Below are 16,307 nucleotides of genomic sequence, written 5' to 3'. Positions count from 1 at the left end.
GGCGACCGGGACCTTGTGCTCGCGCGCGGACGGGTCGATGTCGGGTACTTTGGCCCTGTGGCTCGGGCGCCGCGCGCGTCAGGGTCGGACCATGGATCTGGGGATTGTGAGCGCCGAAGGGGCGTCGATGGCCACCACGACCGGGGGAACCGACCAGGGCAGTCGTGTGCCGAGCACCGGCGCCACGCGATGGCTGATGCTGGGGGTGGCCACCCTCGGGTTCGTCGTGAACTTCTGGGCGTGGGCACTGCTGAGTCCACTCGGCCCGCTGTTCCGCGACACCGGGACGCTGGGCACGCTCAGTGAGTCCGACGTGTCGCTGCTGGTGGCGGTGCCGGTGGTGGTGGGCTCGCTCGGGCGGATCGTCGTCGGAGCGCTGACCGACCGGTTCGGTGGGCGGGTGATGTTCCCGCTGGTGTCGCTGGCGACCGTCGTGCCGGTGCTGTTCGTGGCCTTCGTGGCGCTCGACTCCTACGCCCTGCTGCTCGTCGGCGGCTTCTTCCTCGGCATCGGCGGCACCGCGTTCGCGGTCGGCGTGCCGTTCGTCAACGCGTGGTTCCCGCCCGAGAAGCGGGGGCTGGCGGTCGGCATCTTCGGCGCGGGCATGGGCGGTACGGCGATCAGCGCGCTCACCACGGTGAAGCTCTACGACGGCCTCGGGCACCGCGCGCCCTTCCTGATCACTGCCGCGGCCCTGGCGGCGTACGGGATCCTGGCCTGGCTGGTGCTGCGCGACGCGCCCGGCCGGAGCATCCCCACCACCCCGCTCGGCCAGCGACTGGCGGCCACCGCCCGGCTGCCGATCACCTGGCAGGCCTGCGTCCTCTACGCCGTCGCGTTCGGCGGGTACGTCGCGTTCTCGGTCTACCTGCCGGCGTACCTCAAGACCGCGCACGGCCTCACGCCTGCCGATGCTGCCAACCGGATGGCGGGCTTCGTCGTGGTGGCCGTGGTGATGCGGCCGGTCGGGGGCTGGCTGGCGGACCGGATCGGCGCGATCCAGGTGCTCGGCGTGGGCTTCGCGGTGGTCACGGTGTGCGCGGCGATCGCGGCAGGCACCCCGCCGCTCGAGGCCGGCGGCACGGTGGCCTTCCTCGCGATGGCGGCCGCACTCGGCATGGGCAGCGGTGCCACCTTCGCTCTGGTCGCCCAGGTCACCGAGCCCGGCCGGGTCGGTGGCGTCACCGGCCTGGTCGGCGCCGCGGGCGGGCTCGGCGGCTTCGTCCCCCCGCTCGTCATGGGCTATGTCTACGGCCGCACCGACTCCTACGCCATCGGCCTGTGGCTGCTCGCCGCGGCCGCGGCCGCCACTCTCGTGCTCACCTTCACCGTCGTCAGCCGGACCGTCGCCCAGCACAAGGAGAACGCCGTATGACCGACCTCGAGTCCCGCCTGCAGCAGGTCGCGATCGGCTCCCGACGGTTCTTCACGAAGGCCGAGGTGAGTGACGACGACCGGGCCCTGTTCAAGCAAGGCGGACGCGAGGGCGACGTCTTCTACCGGGACCGCTGGAGCCACGACAAGGTCGTGCGCAGCACCCACGGCGTCAACTGCACCGGCTCGTGCTCGTGGAAGGTCTACGTCAAGGACGGGATCATCACCTGGGAGGCGCAGCAGACCGACTACCCGAGCGCCGGCCCGGACCGTCCCGAGTACGAGCCCCGCGGCTGCCCCCGGGGCGCCGCGTTCTCCTGGTACACCTACAGTCCCACGCGCGTGCGCTACCCGTACGTCCGCGGGGTGCTGCTGGAGATGTTCCGCGCCGCCAAGCAGCAGTACGGCGACCCTGTGGTCGCGTGGGGATCGATCGTCCAGGACCCCGAGAAGGCCCGTGCCTACAAGCGCGCCCGCGGCAAGGGCGGGCTGGTCCGGGCCACGTGGGAGGAGGCCGCCGAGATCGTCGCGGCCGCCCACGTCTACACGGTCAAGCGCTGGGGACCGGACCGGATCGCCGGCTTCTCGCCGATCCCCGCGATGTCGCCGGTGTCCTACACCTCGGGCGCCCGGTTCCTCGAGCTCATCGGCGCGCCGATGCTCTCCTTCTACGACTGGTACGCCGACCTGCCCAACGCCTCGCCCCAGATGTTCGGCGACCAGACCGACGTACCGGAGTCGGGGGACTGGTGGGACGCGGGCTACCTGATCATGTGGGGCTCCAACGTCCCGCTGACCCGCACGCCCGACGCGCACTGGATGACCGAGGCGCGCTACCGCGGGCAGAAGGTGCTCGCGGTGGCCCCGGACTACGCCGAGAACGTGAAGTTCGCCGACGAGTGGGTCAGCCCCGCGCCCGGCACCGACGGCGCGCTGGCGATGGCGATGGGACACGTGGTGCTCAAGGAGTACTTCGTCGAGCAGCAGGTGCCCTTCTTCACCGACTACAACAAGCGCTACACCGACCTGCCCCACCTGGTCTGCCTGGACCCGGTTCCGACAAGCTCAACCACCGGTCAGGCGGCCTACCGCCCCGGAAAGTTCCTCGTCGCCGGCGACATCGACCACCCCGAGGGCGGCACCGAGAACACGCTGTGGAAGCCGGCGGTCCTCGACGCGACCACCGGCGAGGTGCGGATCCCACGGGGCTCGATCGGCCACCGCTACGGCGAGGAGGGGTTGGGGCACTGGAACCTCGAGCTCGGCGACCTCGACCCCGCCCTGAGCCTGTACGACGTCCGCGAGGAGGTCGTCGAGGTCGAGCTGCCACGCTTCGACGCCCCCGACGGCAAGGTCCGCCACCACCGCCGTGGCGTCCCGGTCAAGCGCATCGGCGACCGGCTGGTGACCACGGTCCTCGACCTGATGCTCGCCCAGTACGGCGTCGCCCGCGACGGTCTACCCGGCCAGTGGCCGGCGAGCGGCGACGATCCCGACGGCGTCGCCACGCCGGCGTGGCAGGAGCAGCACACCGGCGTGCCCGCGGCCCAGGTGCGCCGACTGGCACGCGAGTGGGCGCAGAACGCGATCGACACCGAGGGCCGCGGGATGATCCTGATGGGTGCGGGTGTCAACCACTGGTTCCACTCCGACCAGATCTACCGCGCGATGCTGGTCCTGACCACGATCACCGGATGCCAGGGCCGCAACGGCGGCGGCTGGGCGCACTACGTCGGGCAGGAGAAGGTACGCCCGATCATGGGCTTCCAGCACCTCGCGTTCGCCCTCGACTGGCACCGCCCGCCGCGGCACATGAACCAGACCGCGTACTGGTACGTGAACACCAGCCAGTACCGCTACGACACGTTCAGCGCCGACGACCTCGACGCCGGCACCGGCATCTTCGAGGGCAAGACCGTGATGGACCTGCTTGCCCAGTCGGTCCGGCTGGGCTGGAGCCCGAGCTACCCGACCTTCGACCGCAGCTCACTGGCCCTGGCCGACGACGCGGCGGGTGCCGGCATGGAGGTGCCGGCGTACGTCGCCCGCGAGCTCAAGGAGGGCCGGCTGCGGTTCGCCGTCGAGGACCCCGAGCACGAGGACAACCACCCGCGGATCCTGTCGCTGTGGCGCTCCAACCTGCTGGGCTCCTCGGCCAAGGGCAACGAGTACTTCCTGCGCCACCTGCTCGGCACCGACAGCGCCGCCACCGCGAAGGAGGCGCCACCCGAGCTGCGGCCGAAGGACGTCGTGTGGGCCGAGCAGGCGGCCGAGGGCCGGCTCGACCTGCTCACCACGATCGACTTCCGGATGACGAGCAGCACGGTGCTCAGCGACGTCGTGCTGCCGGCGGCGACCTGGTACGAGAAGCACGACCTGTCGACGACCGACATGCACCCCTTCGTCCACTCGTTCAACCCGGCGATCCCGCCGCCGTGGCAGACCAAGTCGGACTGGGACACCTGGAAGCTGATCGCCCAGCGGTTCTCCGAGATGGCGGTCGACCACCTCGGCACCCGGCGTGACGTGGTCGCCAAGCCGCTGTGGCACGACACCCCCGAGGCGATGGCCAGCGAGCACGGCGTCGTCCAGGACTGGAGGGCGGGGGAGTGCGAGCCCGTGCCCGGCAAGACCATGCCGGTCATCGCGGTCGCCGAGCGCGACTACACCGCCATCCACGAGAAGATGACGACGATCGGGCCGCTGCTCGAGAAGGTCGGCATGACGACCAAGGGCGTCCTGTACGACGTACGGCGCGAGGTCGACCTGTTGCGTCAACGGCACGGCACCGCGCAGACGGGTGCGGGTGCCGGGCAGCCGAGGGTCGAGACCGACGTGCAGATGGCCGACTCGATCCTGCACCTGGCGGGCGTCTCCAACGGACACCTGGCCACCCAGGGATTCCGGTTCCTGGAGAAGCGCACCGGCACGAAGCTCGCCGACCTCGCCGCCGAGCACGAGGGCAAGCAGATCACCTTCCGCGACACCCAGGCCGCACCGGTGCCGGTGATCACCTCGCCGGAGTGGTCGGGCTCGGAGTCGGGCGGGCGGCGCTACAGCCCCTTCACGATCAACATCGAGCGGCACAAGCCGTTCCACACGCTCACCGGACGCCAGCAGTTCTACGTCGACCACGACTGGTTCCTCGGGATGGGCGAGATGCTGCCCGTCTACCGACCACCGCTCAACATGACGACGCTGTTCGGGGAGGCGCCGATCGGCGAGCGGAACGAGCTGGGCGTCTCGGTGCGCTACCTGACGCCCCACAACAAGTGGTCGATCCACAGCGAGTACCAGGACAACCTGTTCATGCTCTCCCTGTCGCGCGGCGGCCAGTCGGTGTGGGTCTCCGACCGGGACGCCGCGAAGATCGGGATCCGCGACAACGACTGGATCGAGATGGTCAACCGCAACGGCGTCGTCGCGGCCCGCGCGATCGTCAGCCACCGGATGCCGGAGGGCACGGTCTACATGCACCACGCCCAGGACCGGCTGATCGACGTACCGCTGACCGAGCGCGACCGCAAGCGCGGCGGCATCCACAACAGCCTCACCCGGATCCTGATGAAGCCCAACCACATCGTCGGGGGCTATGCCCAGCTGGCGTACTTCTTCAACTACATCGGCCCGATCGGCAACAACCGCGACGAGGTCACGATGATCCGCAAGCGGACCGCGGAGGTGGAGTACTGACATGCGCGTCATGGCTCAGATGGCGATGGTGATGAACCTCGACAAGTGCATCGGCTGCCACACCTGCTCGGTCACCTGCAAGCAGGCGTGGACCAACCGCACCGGCACGGAGTACGTCTGGTTCAACAACGTGGAGACCCGCCCCGGGCTGGGCTATCCGCGCACCTACGAGGACCAGGAGGAATGGCGCGGCGGCTGGATCCGCAAGCCCAACGGGCGGCTCGCGCTGCGCGCGGGCGGCCGGTTCAAGAAGCTGCTCACCATCTTCTCCAACCCGAAGCTGCCCTCCATCGAGGACTACTACGAACCCTGGACCTACGACTACGACAACCTGCTCAGCTCGCCGCAGAGCGACAACTTCCCTGTGGCGCGGCCCAAGAGCCTGCTGTCCGGCAAGAACATGAACGTCGAGTGGTCGGCCAACTGGGATGACGACCTCGGCGGCTCCCAGGAGCACGCCGCGCGCGATGTCATGATCCGGGGCATCGAGGACAAGGTGAAGATGGAGTTCGAGCAGACCTTCATGTTCTACCTGCCCCGCATCTGCGAGCACTGCCTCAACCCGTCGTGTGCGGCGTCCTGCCCGTCCGGAGCGATCTACAAGCGCTCCGAGGACGGCATCGTGCTCGTCGACCAGGACCGCTGCCGCGGCTGGCGCATGTGCGTGTCGGGCTGTCCCTACAAGAAGGTCTACTTCAACCACAAGACCGGCAAGGCCGAGAAGTGCACCTTCTGCTACCCGCGCGTCGAGGTCGGCATCCCGACCGTCTGCTCCGAGACCTGCGTGGGCCGGCTGCGCTATCTCGGCCTGGTCCTCTACGACGCCGACAAGGTGCTCGAGGCGGCCAGCATCGAGGACGAGCACGCGCTCTACGACGCGCAGCGGGCCTGCTTCCTCGACCCGCACGACCCGGCGGTCCGGGCGGCTGCGGAGAAGGCCGGCATCCCCGGCGACTGGATCGAGGCGGCCGCCAAGTCGCCGGTGTGGCGGCTGATCAACGATTACGAGGTCGCCCTCCCGCTGCATCCGGAGTACCGCACCATGCCGATGGTCTGGTACATCCCGCCGCTCTCGCCGGTCGTCGACGCGGTCAAGGAGACCGGCGAGGACGCAGAGGACCGGGGCAACCTGTTCGCCGCGATCGACACCCTGCGCATCCCGGTCGAGTATCTCGCCAACCTGTTCACCGCCGGTGACACGGCCCCCGTCGACCGGGTGCTGCGCAAGCTCGCGGCGATGCGCTCCTACATGCGGGACATCAACCTGGGCCGCGATCCCGACGACGCGATCCCGGCCGCGGTCGGGATGACCGGGGAGCAGATCTACGAGATGTTCCGGCTGCTCGCGATCGCGAAGTACGACGAGCGCTATGTCATCCCGCCCGCGCACGCCGAGCAGGCGCACGCGCTGGAGGAGCTGGCCACCGACTGTCCGGTGTCGGAGTACGGCGGTGGGCAGCGGGACCTGTTCGGCGAGGGCTCCGGCTATCCGACGCCGGTCGCGGTGGAGAACTTCCGGATGCTCCAGGAGCGCCAGACCAGCGACACCTTCGCCGCGCCCGACGACAAGGGGGCACGGGTCAACCTGCTCAACTGGGACGGCAAGGGCGTGCCCGACGGGCTGTTCCCGCCCCGTGCCGACGGCTCCGAGGAGGAGGCCTCGTGAGGCGCCGCCATCGTGTCGACGTACGCCCGGTGTGGGCGGCCTGCGCGGCCCTGCTCGACTACCCGACCCCCGCGCTGCTGGCGACGCTGGACGACATCGAGGCGCTGGTCCCAGCCGATCCCGATCTCGCCGGGCTGTTCGCCCACCTGCGCGGCAGCGGGCTCGGAGAGCTGCAGGCCGAGTACGTCGCGACCTTCGACCACACCCGCAAGTGCGCGCTGCACCTGACCTACTTCGCCTACGGCGACACCCGGCGTCGGGGGCAGGCCCTGCTGCGGTTCAAGGAGGCCTACCGCGCCGCGGGGGTGCGCTGGGACGAGGCGACCGGCGAGCTGCCCGACCACCTGTGCGCCGTGCTCCAGCTCGGTGCGACCGTCGACGTCGCGACCGCGACAGGGCTGCTCACCGACCATCGGGCCGGCCTGGAGATGCTGCGACTCGCGCTCGCCGGGTGGCGCAACGACGACGGCTCGACCGGGTCGCCGTGGGCCGGCGCCCTGGCCGCGGTGTGCCGCACGCTGCCGGAGCTGCGCGGGGACGAGGCGGACGCCGTACGTCGCCTGGTGGAGCAGGGGCCGCCGGCCGAGGAGGTCGGCCTCGACGGGTACGGCGCCGGCCCGGCGCTGATCGCGCCCGCGACTCTCGCGGTGAGGAGCTGAGGTGGACGTCTTCCTCTGGGTGATCGTGCCCTACCTGTGCCTGGCGACCTTCGTGGTCGGCCACGTGTGGCGCTACCGCTACGACAAGTTCGGCTGGACGACCCGCTCCTCACAGCTCTACGAGAACCGGCTGCTGCGCCTCGGCTCGCCCCTGTTCCACTTCGGGATGCTGGGCGTGGTCGGCGGACACGTGATCGGGCTGCTGGTGCCGCGTGCCTGGACCGACGCGATCGGGATCGGCGACCACACCTACCATCTGGTCGCCGTCGCCGGTGGCCTCGTTGCCGGCGTGATGGCGCTGGCCGGTATGGCGATCCTGGTCTACCGCCGCCGTACCGTCGGTCCGGTCTTCTCGGCGACCACGCCGATGGACAAGGTGATGTACGCCTTCCTCGGCGCCGTGATCGTGCTGGGGATGTGGAACACGATCGCCGGGTCGATCTTCACCCTCGGCGGTGAGTACAACTACCGGGAGGGCGTCTCGGTCTGGTACCGATCGTTCCTCGCCTTCACCCCGGACGCCTCGCTCATGGCGCAGGCGCCGATCGGCTTCAAGCTGCACGCCCTCGTGGCGTTCGGCCTGTTCGCGCTGTGGCCGTTCACCCGGCTGGTGCACGTGTTCAGCGCGCCTCTCGGCTACCTCACCCGGCCCTACATCGTCTACCGCAGCCGCGACGCGCACGCCGGTCGGGCGACCCAGTGGAGCCCGCGGGCCTGACGGATCAGGCTGCGTGGTCGAGCTCGGCGACGCAGGCGGCACCGATCATCTGCCCCCAGCGCTCGGCGCGGGCGTCCTCACCAGGGCACAGTGGTCCGCGGGTTCCGTCGACGAGGAAGGCGACGGGCTTGCGGAGCAGGTGGAAGCCGCGGCGCCGCAGCAGCCGGGCCGCGGTGACGCCGGCCGCCACGGGGAGCCTGCGGACCTTCGCGACCCGGGTGTCGAAGACCGCGACCAGGCTGGTCCCGAACCGGTCCGGTACGGCGTGCGCGATCCACTCGCGGGCTCCGATCTTCGCCCGCTCGGCCGGTGCGCCCTGACGGACGGCGTCCTGACGGCTGCTCGGCCGGCTCAGCGAGAAGGCGTGGGTCGGCGCGCCGACCACGAGCAGGTCGACGTCGACGGGGCCGGTGGAGGCCAGCGAGGTGACGGGGACGTGGTGCGCCTCGAAGCCGGAGCGCTGCAGGCCCCGCACGATCGCTTGCGCCACCTGGGCCGTGTTGTCGAACAGCGACTCGTAGACCACGAGCGCGCTGGGTGCCTCGCGGCTCATGACGGCAGGACGACCGTCGGCTCGGGCACGACCGCGACGGTCGTGTGCGCCCGTTCCACGACGGCCGTCGCGATCGATCCGGTGACCAGGCGGCCGACGGTGTCGAGCGGGTGCCGGCCGACCACGACGAGGTCCCAGGCCGCGGTGCGGCCGCCGAGGACGTCGTCGACGAGCCCGTGGGTGACGCGCATGGTCACCGGGACGTCGGGGTACTTCTCGGCGAAGCCGGCGACGGTCTCGGCGAGCAGCAGGTGTGCCTCGTCCTCGGGTCCGAGGTCGACGTCCTCGACACGCACGTTGCGCAGGCCCGCCACGGCGGTGACCACGTCCCACACGACGTGGACCACCGTCAGGGCATGACCGCGCAGCGAGGCCTGCGTGAAGGCGAAGTCGAGGACGGTGAGGGAGGACTCGGTGCCGTCGACGCCGACGAGCACACCCTTGCCGCGGTGCTCCTCGGCTCGAGGACGGCACACGACGACCGGGCAGTACGAGAGCCGGCTGACCGCGGCGCTGACGGAGCCGAGCAGCATGCTGCGGACCGTGCCGCGGCCCCGGGACCCGACGACCAGCAGGTGCGCGTCGTGGGAGAGCTCGACCAGGGTGCCTCGGGGGTCGTCAGCAGCGGTCAGGCCGGTCACGTCGACGTCGGGCGCCGCCTCGCGCGCCAGCCGGACAGCCTCGGCGTTGATGCGGTGGACGGCGCCCTCGTCGGCGCTGAGGACGACGAGGGGCCGGCGCTCGAGGGCGGCCTGCTCCGCGGCCCAGGCGATGGCGCGGGCGGCGTGCTTCGAGCCGTCGGCGCCCACGACGATGCTGCCGGGCCGGATGGTGGTGGTGCTCATCGCTATCCCTCAGCTCTCGGCCGGGGCGTCGGCCTGCGGTACGACGACCACGGTGGTGTGCGAGCGTTCGACGACGGAGGTGGCGACCGCTCCGGTCACCAGACGCAGCAGGGAGTCGACCGGGTGCCGGCCGACGACGATGAGGTTCCACAGGGCACCGGTGTCGCTCAGGCAGTCCTCGGCCATCCCGCGGGCGAGGCGGAGATCCACCGACACCTCGGGGAACTTCGAGGCGATCCCGGCGACGCTCTCGCCGAGCAGGACCCGGTACTGGTCGAGGCCGGTCTCGCGCGGCGAGACCATGACAGGACCGTGCATGGCCCCGACCTCGTCCCACACGGCGTGGACGACGGTGAGGGGGAGGCCCATCAGCGACGCCTGCTGGAAGGCGAACTCGATGACGGGCAGGGACTCAGCGGTGCCGTCGGCACCGACGAGGATGCCCTGCCGGGTCCGGTCCTCGTGCCGCTCGGGGCGGCACACGACCACCGGGCAGCCGGCATCGCGGCTGACCGCGGCGCTGACCGATCCGAGCAGCTTGCTGCGCAGGACGCCGCGGCCCCGGGAGCCGAGGACGAGCAGGGGCACATCCCGGGAGATCTCGACGAGCACGTGGCGCGGATCGCCGATCCGGGCCGCGGTCGTCACGTCCAGGCCGGGGTGCAGGTGCAGGGCGACCTCGGCGGCCTCCTGCGCCAGCGCACGGGCGCTGACGAGGGCCTGGTGGGGATCCCAGGAGTAGACGGCGCCCATGCCGCTCCAGGCCGCGGTGGGGACCTCGGGCCCGTTCACGGCGGTGACGACGGTCAATGGGCGTCGCTCGAGGAAGGCCTGCTCGGCGGCCCAGCGGACGGCGCGGTCGGCGTCGTCGGAGCCGTCGGTGGCGACGACGATGCTGTTCGCGGCGACGGGGTCGAGAGAGTCAGTGGTCATGCGTCCAGCGTGGTGCGGGCCCGCTCGCGCCGGTACGGGCCGATGCCCCGGACCGGCCGGGACCTTCGACCCGCGGCTCCATCCGGACCGTCCGGTCGACCAGGTCGAGACCCACCGCACCGTGGGTGATCCACAGCACCGATCGGTCGCGGGGCCCGGCGAGCAGCTCGCGGGCCACGGCCTCGGCCGTGGGGTGGTCGAGGTGCGCTGTCGGCTCGTCGAGCACCAGCACGGGGTGATCGGCGAGCAGCGAGCGGGCGACGCCGAGACGGGCTCGCTCGCCGCCGGAGAGACTTCCGTGCCCGGCGCCCAGCCAGGTGCCCAGGCCGTCCGGCAGGCCGTCCAGCCAGGCGCCGAGGTGAGCGCGCCGCAGTGCTTGGTCGACCTCGGCGTCGCTCGCGCCGGGCCGCGCCAGACGGACGTTCTCGGCCAGCGTGGTGGCGAAGACGTGGGGGGCGTCGTCGACGAGGCCGACCTGCCGTCGTACGTCGTCCGGGGCCAGGTGCTCCAGGCGCGCGCCGCCGAGGCGAGCGTCTCCGGACATGGGGTCGAGGAAGCGCAGCAGGACGGCGGCCAGGGTGCTCTTGCCGCAGCCGGAGGGCCCGACCACGGCGATGCGCTGGCCGGGAGCCAGATCGAGGGAGACCGGCGGGGCGAGGGGAGCGCGCAGGTCCCACCTCGCCGTGACCGCGTCGAGCGCGACCGCGTCGCCCTGCGAGGCGGTGCGGCTCGGGAAGTCGGAGACTGCCGGCGGGGTCGTCTCGAGGGCCTGCAGCCGGTCGTCGGCGGCGGCGGTGCGCGCTGCCAGGACGCCGGCGTCGGCACAGGGCAGGGCGACGTCGGCGAGGGCCAGCGGGAGGAGGACGAGAAGCGCCATGACCGGACCGGAGATGCGCCCGTCCGCGAGGGGGCCGGAGCACACGACCGCCATGGTCGCGACGGCTGCACCGCTGCCCGTGAGGATCAGGGCGCGGGCTGCCGCCAGCCACCGTGCGGCGGAGCTCGACACGGCCCCGATCTGTGCGCTGGTGCCGGCGGCGCGTCCGGCCGCCGGGAGCGATCGCTGCCACATGCGCAGCTCACTGCCGACCTGCACCGCCTCGACCACCGTGTCGGACAGGGCGGCGCGGAGCCCGACGAGACGGCGTTCGGCTGCGCGTGCCCCGTGGCGTGCCACCACGAACGCAAGGCCCCCCAGGAGCGGGAGCGACGCCACGACGGCGCCCGCGGCGGGCAGCAGGAGTGCTGCGACCAGGGCTGCCGACAGGCCGACCAGCCCGAGCTGGGTCATCGGCATCCGGACCCGCAGCTGGCGGTCGACGACGCTGTCGACGTCGTCGACCACGCTGCTGAGGACGTCACCCCGTCGCCGGCCGATACGGCCGGGCACCAGCGGGACCAGCGCGTCGTACACCTCGACCCGGCGGCGCGCCAACAGGCGCAGCGCCGCATCGTGGGACCACAGGCGCTCGACGTAGCGCAGCACGGGCCGGGCGAGGCCGAAGGCCCGGACTCCCACGACGGCGACGAGCAGGGTCAGCACTGCAGGTCGCGTGGAGGCCTGCACGATCAGCCAGCCGGCCGTCGCGGTGAGCGCCACGCCGGAGGCCGAAGCGAGGGCACCCAGCACCGTGGCTCCCACGAGTCGGCGATTCTCGGCTCCGCCCGGCTCGGCGGAGCGTTGCGCCGCTGGGCCGATCGGTGCCGCCGGGACCACAGCCGGCCGCAGCAGAGGCGGGGCAGCGGTCGGCGGCGGTGGCAGCTCGATGCGCCGGTCGGCCAGGTCGACCAGCCTCGGGCGGTGGGCGACCACCACGACGCCGCGGTTCCGGGCGAGGGTGACGATGGTGTCGGCGATGACCTGCTCGGTGAGCTCGTCGAGGTGGGCGGTCGGCTCGTCGAGGAACACCCAGGGACGCTCGGCCAGCACGATCCGCGCCAGGGCCAGGCGCGCCCGCTCGCCCGCCGAGAGCGTCAGGCCGTCCTCGCCGAGGTCGCTGTCGAGTCCGTCGGGCAGGGCGCGGACGCGCTCCTCGAGAGCGACCTCCCGCAGCACCGCCCACAGGTGGTCGTCGGTCGCGGCGCTGGACGCGATGCGGAGGTTGTCGGCGATGCTGCCGGAGACGAACAGGGGCTGTTGCGGGAGCCATGCGACCTGGGCCTGCCAGGCGCGGCCGCCGACCTCCTGGCCGCCGGCACTGATCGTGCCGCTGTCGAGGGACACCAGTCCGGCCGCCGCAGCGAGCAGGGTGGACTTGCCGCACCCGGACGGTCCGGTGAGAGCTGTGATGCCGCGCGCCGGGATGACCGCGGAGACGTCGCGCACGGCGGGCGTCGTACGTCCGCGCCAGGTGACGGTGACGTGGTCGAGGACGAGGGGGCAACCCGTCGGCGCCGCCCGGTCGAGACCGTCGTCCGGCGTTGCCGCCAGGGCGTCGTGCGCAGCGGCGAAGGTCGCGGCGCCCTCGGCGGCGGCATGGAACTCCGCACCGACCCGGCGCAGCGGCCAGTACGCCTCGGGCGCGAGGAGCAGGACCACGAGCGCGGTGTGCAGGCCGAGCCCGCCCGAGGCGAGGCGGACCCCGACGGTCACCGCGACCAGCGCGACCGACAGTGTCGCGACCAGCTCGAGGACCGCGGACGACGCGAAGGCGATGCGCAGGGTGCCCAGCGAGGCGCGTCGGTAGCGGTCGGTGACCTCGGCGATCCGCGCGGACTGGGCCCGGGCGCGGCGGTGCGCGACCAGCGTGGGCAGGCCGCGCACCACGTCGAGGAAGTGACCCGAGAGTGAGGCCATCGCGCGCCACTGCTCCTCGGCGCGATCGCGGGTCGCGAGCCCGACCAGGGCCCCGAACACGGGCACGAGCGGAAGGGTGGCGAGCACGATCACCGCGCTGAGCAGGTCCTGGGTCGCGATCGCGACGACCGTGAGCGGCGGCAGCACGGCGGCGACCACGAGGGCGGGGACGTAGCGCGTGACGTAGGGCTCCACGGCGGCGACGCCGCGCGTCGCGAGCACGACCTCCTCGCCGGTGCCGGTCGTGGGCCCGGCCCGGTCGACGTACGCCCCGACGAGGCGGTGGCGCAGCACGGTGCCGATCACCGAGGCGGCCCGCGCGGCACACAGGTCCGCGCTCGCGCCGCTCGCCGCCCGCAGCGCGAGGACGCCGACGACGCCCCACGCCCAGCCCGACAGGTCCTGGCCGCGCAGCACGGCGACGAGGAGGCCCGACACGACCCACGCCTGCGCGAGGACCACCAGGCCGCCGGCCACGCCGGCCACGACGACACCGGTCAGCTCGGCCCGGGCCGGCGCCAGGAGGGCACGCAGCCGCGGGTCCGACGGCCTCATCGGACGCTCGCGCTCTCGGCGGGCGCGGGGATGTGGTGGGTGGCGATCCGCTTGCGGAACACCCAGTAGGTCCAGCCCTGGTAGGCGAGCACCAGCGGGGTGAACACCACGGCGGTCACCGTCATGATCTTCAGCGTGTACGCCGTCGCGGCCGCGTTGGTAGTGGTCAGGCTCGCGCCGCCGGCCAACGTGCTCGGCATGACGTCGGGGAACAGGGCGAGGAACATCCCGGCGACCGCCAGCGCGATGGTCACGAACGTGCCGAGGAAGGCCCAGCCCTCACGGCCTGCGCGGGCGGCGAGGCCCGCGGCGACCAACGCGAGAGCGGCGAGCACGAAGGCGACCGCCGACCCGGTCGTTCCGGTCTGCTGCTGGGTCCACGCCAGGAACGCGACCGCCAGCACGGCGGTGACGGCGACCGAAGGCAGGGCGAGGCCGCGTGCGCGGTGCCGGATCTCGCCGTCGGTCTTGAGGGCGATGAACAGGGCGCCGTGGGTGACGAACAGGGCCAGCGTGGTCAGCCCGCCGAGCACTGCGTAGGGGTTGAGCAGGTCGAAGAAGCCACCGGCGTACTCGAGGTCGGCGTCGATCGGCACGCCGCGCAGGATGTTGGCGAACGCCACGCCCCACAGCAGGGCCGGCACGAACGAGCCGACGACGATCGCGAGGTCCCAGCGGGCCTTCCAGCGGGCGTCGGGCCGCTTGGCGCGGTACTCGAACGCCAGCCCGCGCACGATCAGGGCGACGAGGATCAGCAACAGCGGGAGGTAGAAGCCGCTGAACAAGGTCGCGTACCACTCGGGGAAGGCGGCGAAGGTGGCGCCGCCCGCGACCAGCAGCCAGACCTCGTTGCCGTCCCAGACCGGGCCGATCGTGTTGATCATGACGCGACGCTCGGTGTCGTCGCGAGCCAGGACCGGTAGCAGCAGGCCGACCCCGAAGTCGAAGCCCTCGAGGGTGAAGTAGCCGATCCACAGGACGGCGATCAGGACGAACCAGACGGTGGTGAGCTCCATGGTGGGTCTCCTCGCGGGCGCTCAGTAGGCGAAGGCGAGGGGACGGTCCTCGCCACTGTCGGTCGGTACGTAGGGCGGCAGCTCTTCGGCGCCCTTGCGGATCCAGGTGAGCAGCAACCGCACCTCGACCACCGCGAGCACGCCGTACACCGCCGTCAGGGAGAGCAACGAGATCCAGGCCTCGGTGGTGGACAGCCCCGGGGACACCGAGTGCTCGGTCGTCATCAGGCCGAACACGGCCCAGGGCTGGCGTCCCATCTCGGTGAAGATCCAGCCGAAGGAGTTGGCGAACAGCGGCAGGAACGGGAGCGCGACGGCGGCGGCCAGGACGGCGCGCCCCTGCGGGCTCCGGCCCTTCCGGGTCGCCCAGAGCACCCACGCGGCAACGGCTGCGCCGGCGATGCCCAGGCCCATCATCAGCCGGAACGTCCAGTAGGTCAGCGGGATCACCGGCGTGTAGTCGCCGGGGGAGTAGTACGCCGCGCCGGGGTCGGCGCCGTAGGCCTCCTCGTACTTGGCGCGCAGGTCGTTGATCCCCTCGACCTCACCGTCGGGCGTACCGGTGGCGAGGAAGGACAGCAGCCCGGGAATCTTGATGGAGAAGGTCTCCTTCTCGCCGTCGAGGCTGCCGAGCTGGAAGACCGAGAAGTCCGCCGGCTGCTCGGTCTCGTAGAGCCCCTCGGCCGCGGCCATCTTCATCGGCTGGACCTCGGTCATGATCTTGCCCTGGACGTCGCCGCTGACGAAGACCCCCAGAGCGGCCACCAGCACGATCCACGCACCGGTGCGCACCGCGGGGCGGTAGACGCCACGGTCCTCCTCGGACCGGGCCCGGCGCAGGTGCCACAGGGCGATGCCGAGCACGAAGGCGGCTCCGGTCATGTAGGCGGACAGCACGACGTGCGGGAACGTGACGAGCTGGACCTTGTTGAACAGGACCGCAGCGAAGTCGTCCATCTCTGCCCGGCCCGTCTCGGGGTTGAAGGCGTAGCCGACCGGGTGCTGCATCCACGAGTTGGCGGCGAGGATGAAGTACGCCGAGAACAGCGTCCCGACGTGGACGAGCACGATGCAGGCCGCGTGCAGCTTGGGCGAGAGCCGGTCCCAGCCGAAGATCCACAGGCCGAGGAAGGTCGACTCGAGGAAGAAGGCGAGCAGCCCCTCGATCGCCAGCGGGGCGCCGAAGACGTCGCCGACGAAGCGGGAGTAGTCGCTCCAGTTCATGCCGAACTGGAACTCCTGCACGATGCCGGTCACCACGCCGATCGCGAAGTTGATGAGGAACAGCTTGCCGAAGAACTTCGTCAGGCGCAGCCAGCGCTCGTCCCGGGTGCGCAGCCAGGTGATCTCGTAACCGGCGATGATCGCCGAGAGGCCGATCGTGATGGGGACGAACAGGAAGTGGTAGACGGTCGTGATGGCGAACTGCCACCGTGCGATGTCGGTCGGGTCCACGGGTGCTCCTGGCAGGTGTCGGGAGGGGCGCGCTGGGGCAGGC

The 16,307-nt window shown here is 71.8% G+C and carries 11 protein-coding genes; 5 read left to right on the top strand and 6 right to left on the bottom strand.

Translation table 11 applies throughout. From position 1 onward, the window contains the following. The first annotated feature begins 127 nt into the window (after nucleotides 1-127). Genes FBY23_RS15515 through narI form a run of 5 tightly spaced genes read left to right on the top strand, consistent with a single transcriptional unit; the run spans nucleotide 128 to nucleotide 8,110 of the window. Nucleotides 128-1,375, top strand: a complete 1,248-nt coding sequence (locus FBY23_RS15515) for an MFS transporter (protein ID WP_174245217.1) — start codon at nucleotides 128-130, stop codon at nucleotides 1,373-1,375. Continuing rightward, nucleotides 1,372-5,067, top strand: coding sequence for a nitrate reductase subunit alpha (locus tag FBY23_RS15510; RefSeq protein WP_141798964.1), 3,696 nt, complete (start codon nucleotides 1,372-1,374; stop codon nucleotides 5,065-5,067). The genes FBY23_RS15515 and FBY23_RS15510 overlap by 4 nt, the downstream gene beginning before the upstream one ends. A 1-nt stretch (nucleotide 5,068) precedes the next feature. Further along, nucleotides 5,069-6,733 (top strand): nitrate reductase subunit beta, encoded by a 1,665-nt coding sequence (gene narH / locus FBY23_RS15505; protein WP_141798963.1) that lies wholly within the window; start codon nucleotides 5,069-5,071, stop codon nucleotides 6,731-6,733. Beyond that, nucleotides 6,730-7,392 carry a nitrate reductase molybdenum cofactor assembly chaperone gene (gene narJ / locus FBY23_RS15500; RefSeq protein ID WP_141798962.1) on the top strand — a complete coding sequence of 221 codons (663 nt, stop codon included), beginning with the start codon at nucleotides 6,730-6,732 and terminating at the stop codon, nucleotides 7,390-7,392. The genes narH and narJ overlap by 4 nt, the downstream gene beginning before the upstream one ends. A 1-nt stretch (nucleotide 7,393) precedes the next feature. Beyond that, a complete protein-coding gene (narI, locus tag FBY23_RS15495; protein ID WP_141798961.1) occupies nucleotides 7,394-8,110 on the top strand; it encodes a respiratory nitrate reductase subunit gamma in 717 nt (238 codons plus the stop codon). A 4-nt stretch (nucleotides 8,111-8,114) separates the two neighbouring features. Here the strand turns inward: narI and FBY23_RS15490 are convergent, their stop codons facing one another. From FBY23_RS15490 to FBY23_RS15465, 6 genes are read right to left on the bottom strand one after another with little or no spacing between them, the layout of a single operon-like run. Further along, nucleotides 8,115-8,663, bottom strand: a complete 549-nt coding sequence (locus FBY23_RS15490) for a flavodoxin family protein (protein ID WP_141798960.1) — start codon at nucleotides 8,661-8,663, stop codon at nucleotides 8,115-8,117. Further along, the gene (locus tag FBY23_RS15485; protein WP_141798959.1) at nucleotides 8,660-9,508 is read right to left on the bottom strand and encodes a universal stress protein; all 849 of its coding nucleotides are present in this window, start codon (nucleotides 9,506-9,508) and stop codon (nucleotides 8,660-8,662) included. The genes FBY23_RS15490 and FBY23_RS15485 overlap by 4 nt, the downstream gene beginning before the upstream one ends. 9 nt (nucleotides 9,509-9,517) lie before the next feature. Beyond that, nucleotides 9,518-10,441: a universal stress protein gene (locus FBY23_RS15480; RefSeq protein ID WP_141798958.1), complete on the bottom strand. Its 924-nt coding sequence runs from the start codon at nucleotides 10,439-10,441 to the stop codon at nucleotides 9,518-9,520. After that, nucleotides 10,431-13,793, bottom strand: a complete 3,363-nt coding sequence (cydD, locus tag FBY23_RS15475; protein WP_141798957.1) for a thiol reductant ABC exporter subunit CydD — start codon at nucleotides 13,791-13,793, stop codon at nucleotides 10,431-10,433. Before cydD ends, FBY23_RS15480 begins: the two co-directional genes overlap by 11 nt. Continuing rightward, complete coding sequence (cydB, locus tag FBY23_RS15470; RefSeq protein WP_141798956.1) at nucleotides 13,790-14,809, bottom strand: cytochrome d ubiquinol oxidase subunit II; 1,020 nt, start codon at nucleotides 14,807-14,809, stop codon at nucleotides 13,790-13,792. The genes cydD and cydB overlap by 4 nt, the downstream gene beginning before the upstream one ends. A 21-nt stretch (nucleotides 14,810-14,830) precedes the next feature. Further along, the gene (locus FBY23_RS15465; protein WP_141798955.1) at nucleotides 14,831-16,264 is read right to left on the bottom strand and encodes a cytochrome ubiquinol oxidase subunit I; all 1,434 of its coding nucleotides are present in this window, start codon (nucleotides 16,262-16,264) and stop codon (nucleotides 14,831-14,833) included. Nucleotides 16,265-16,307 lie beyond the last annotated feature (43 nt).

Origin of the sequence: Nocardioides sp. SLBN-35 (genome assembly GCF_006715725.1) — a bacterium.
Classification (GTDB): domain Bacteria; phylum Actinomycetota; class Actinomycetes; order Propionibacteriales; family Nocardioidaceae; genus Nocardioides.
Note: the sequence above shows the minus strand (reverse complement) of the source record. Positions and strands in the feature narration are given on the sequence as shown.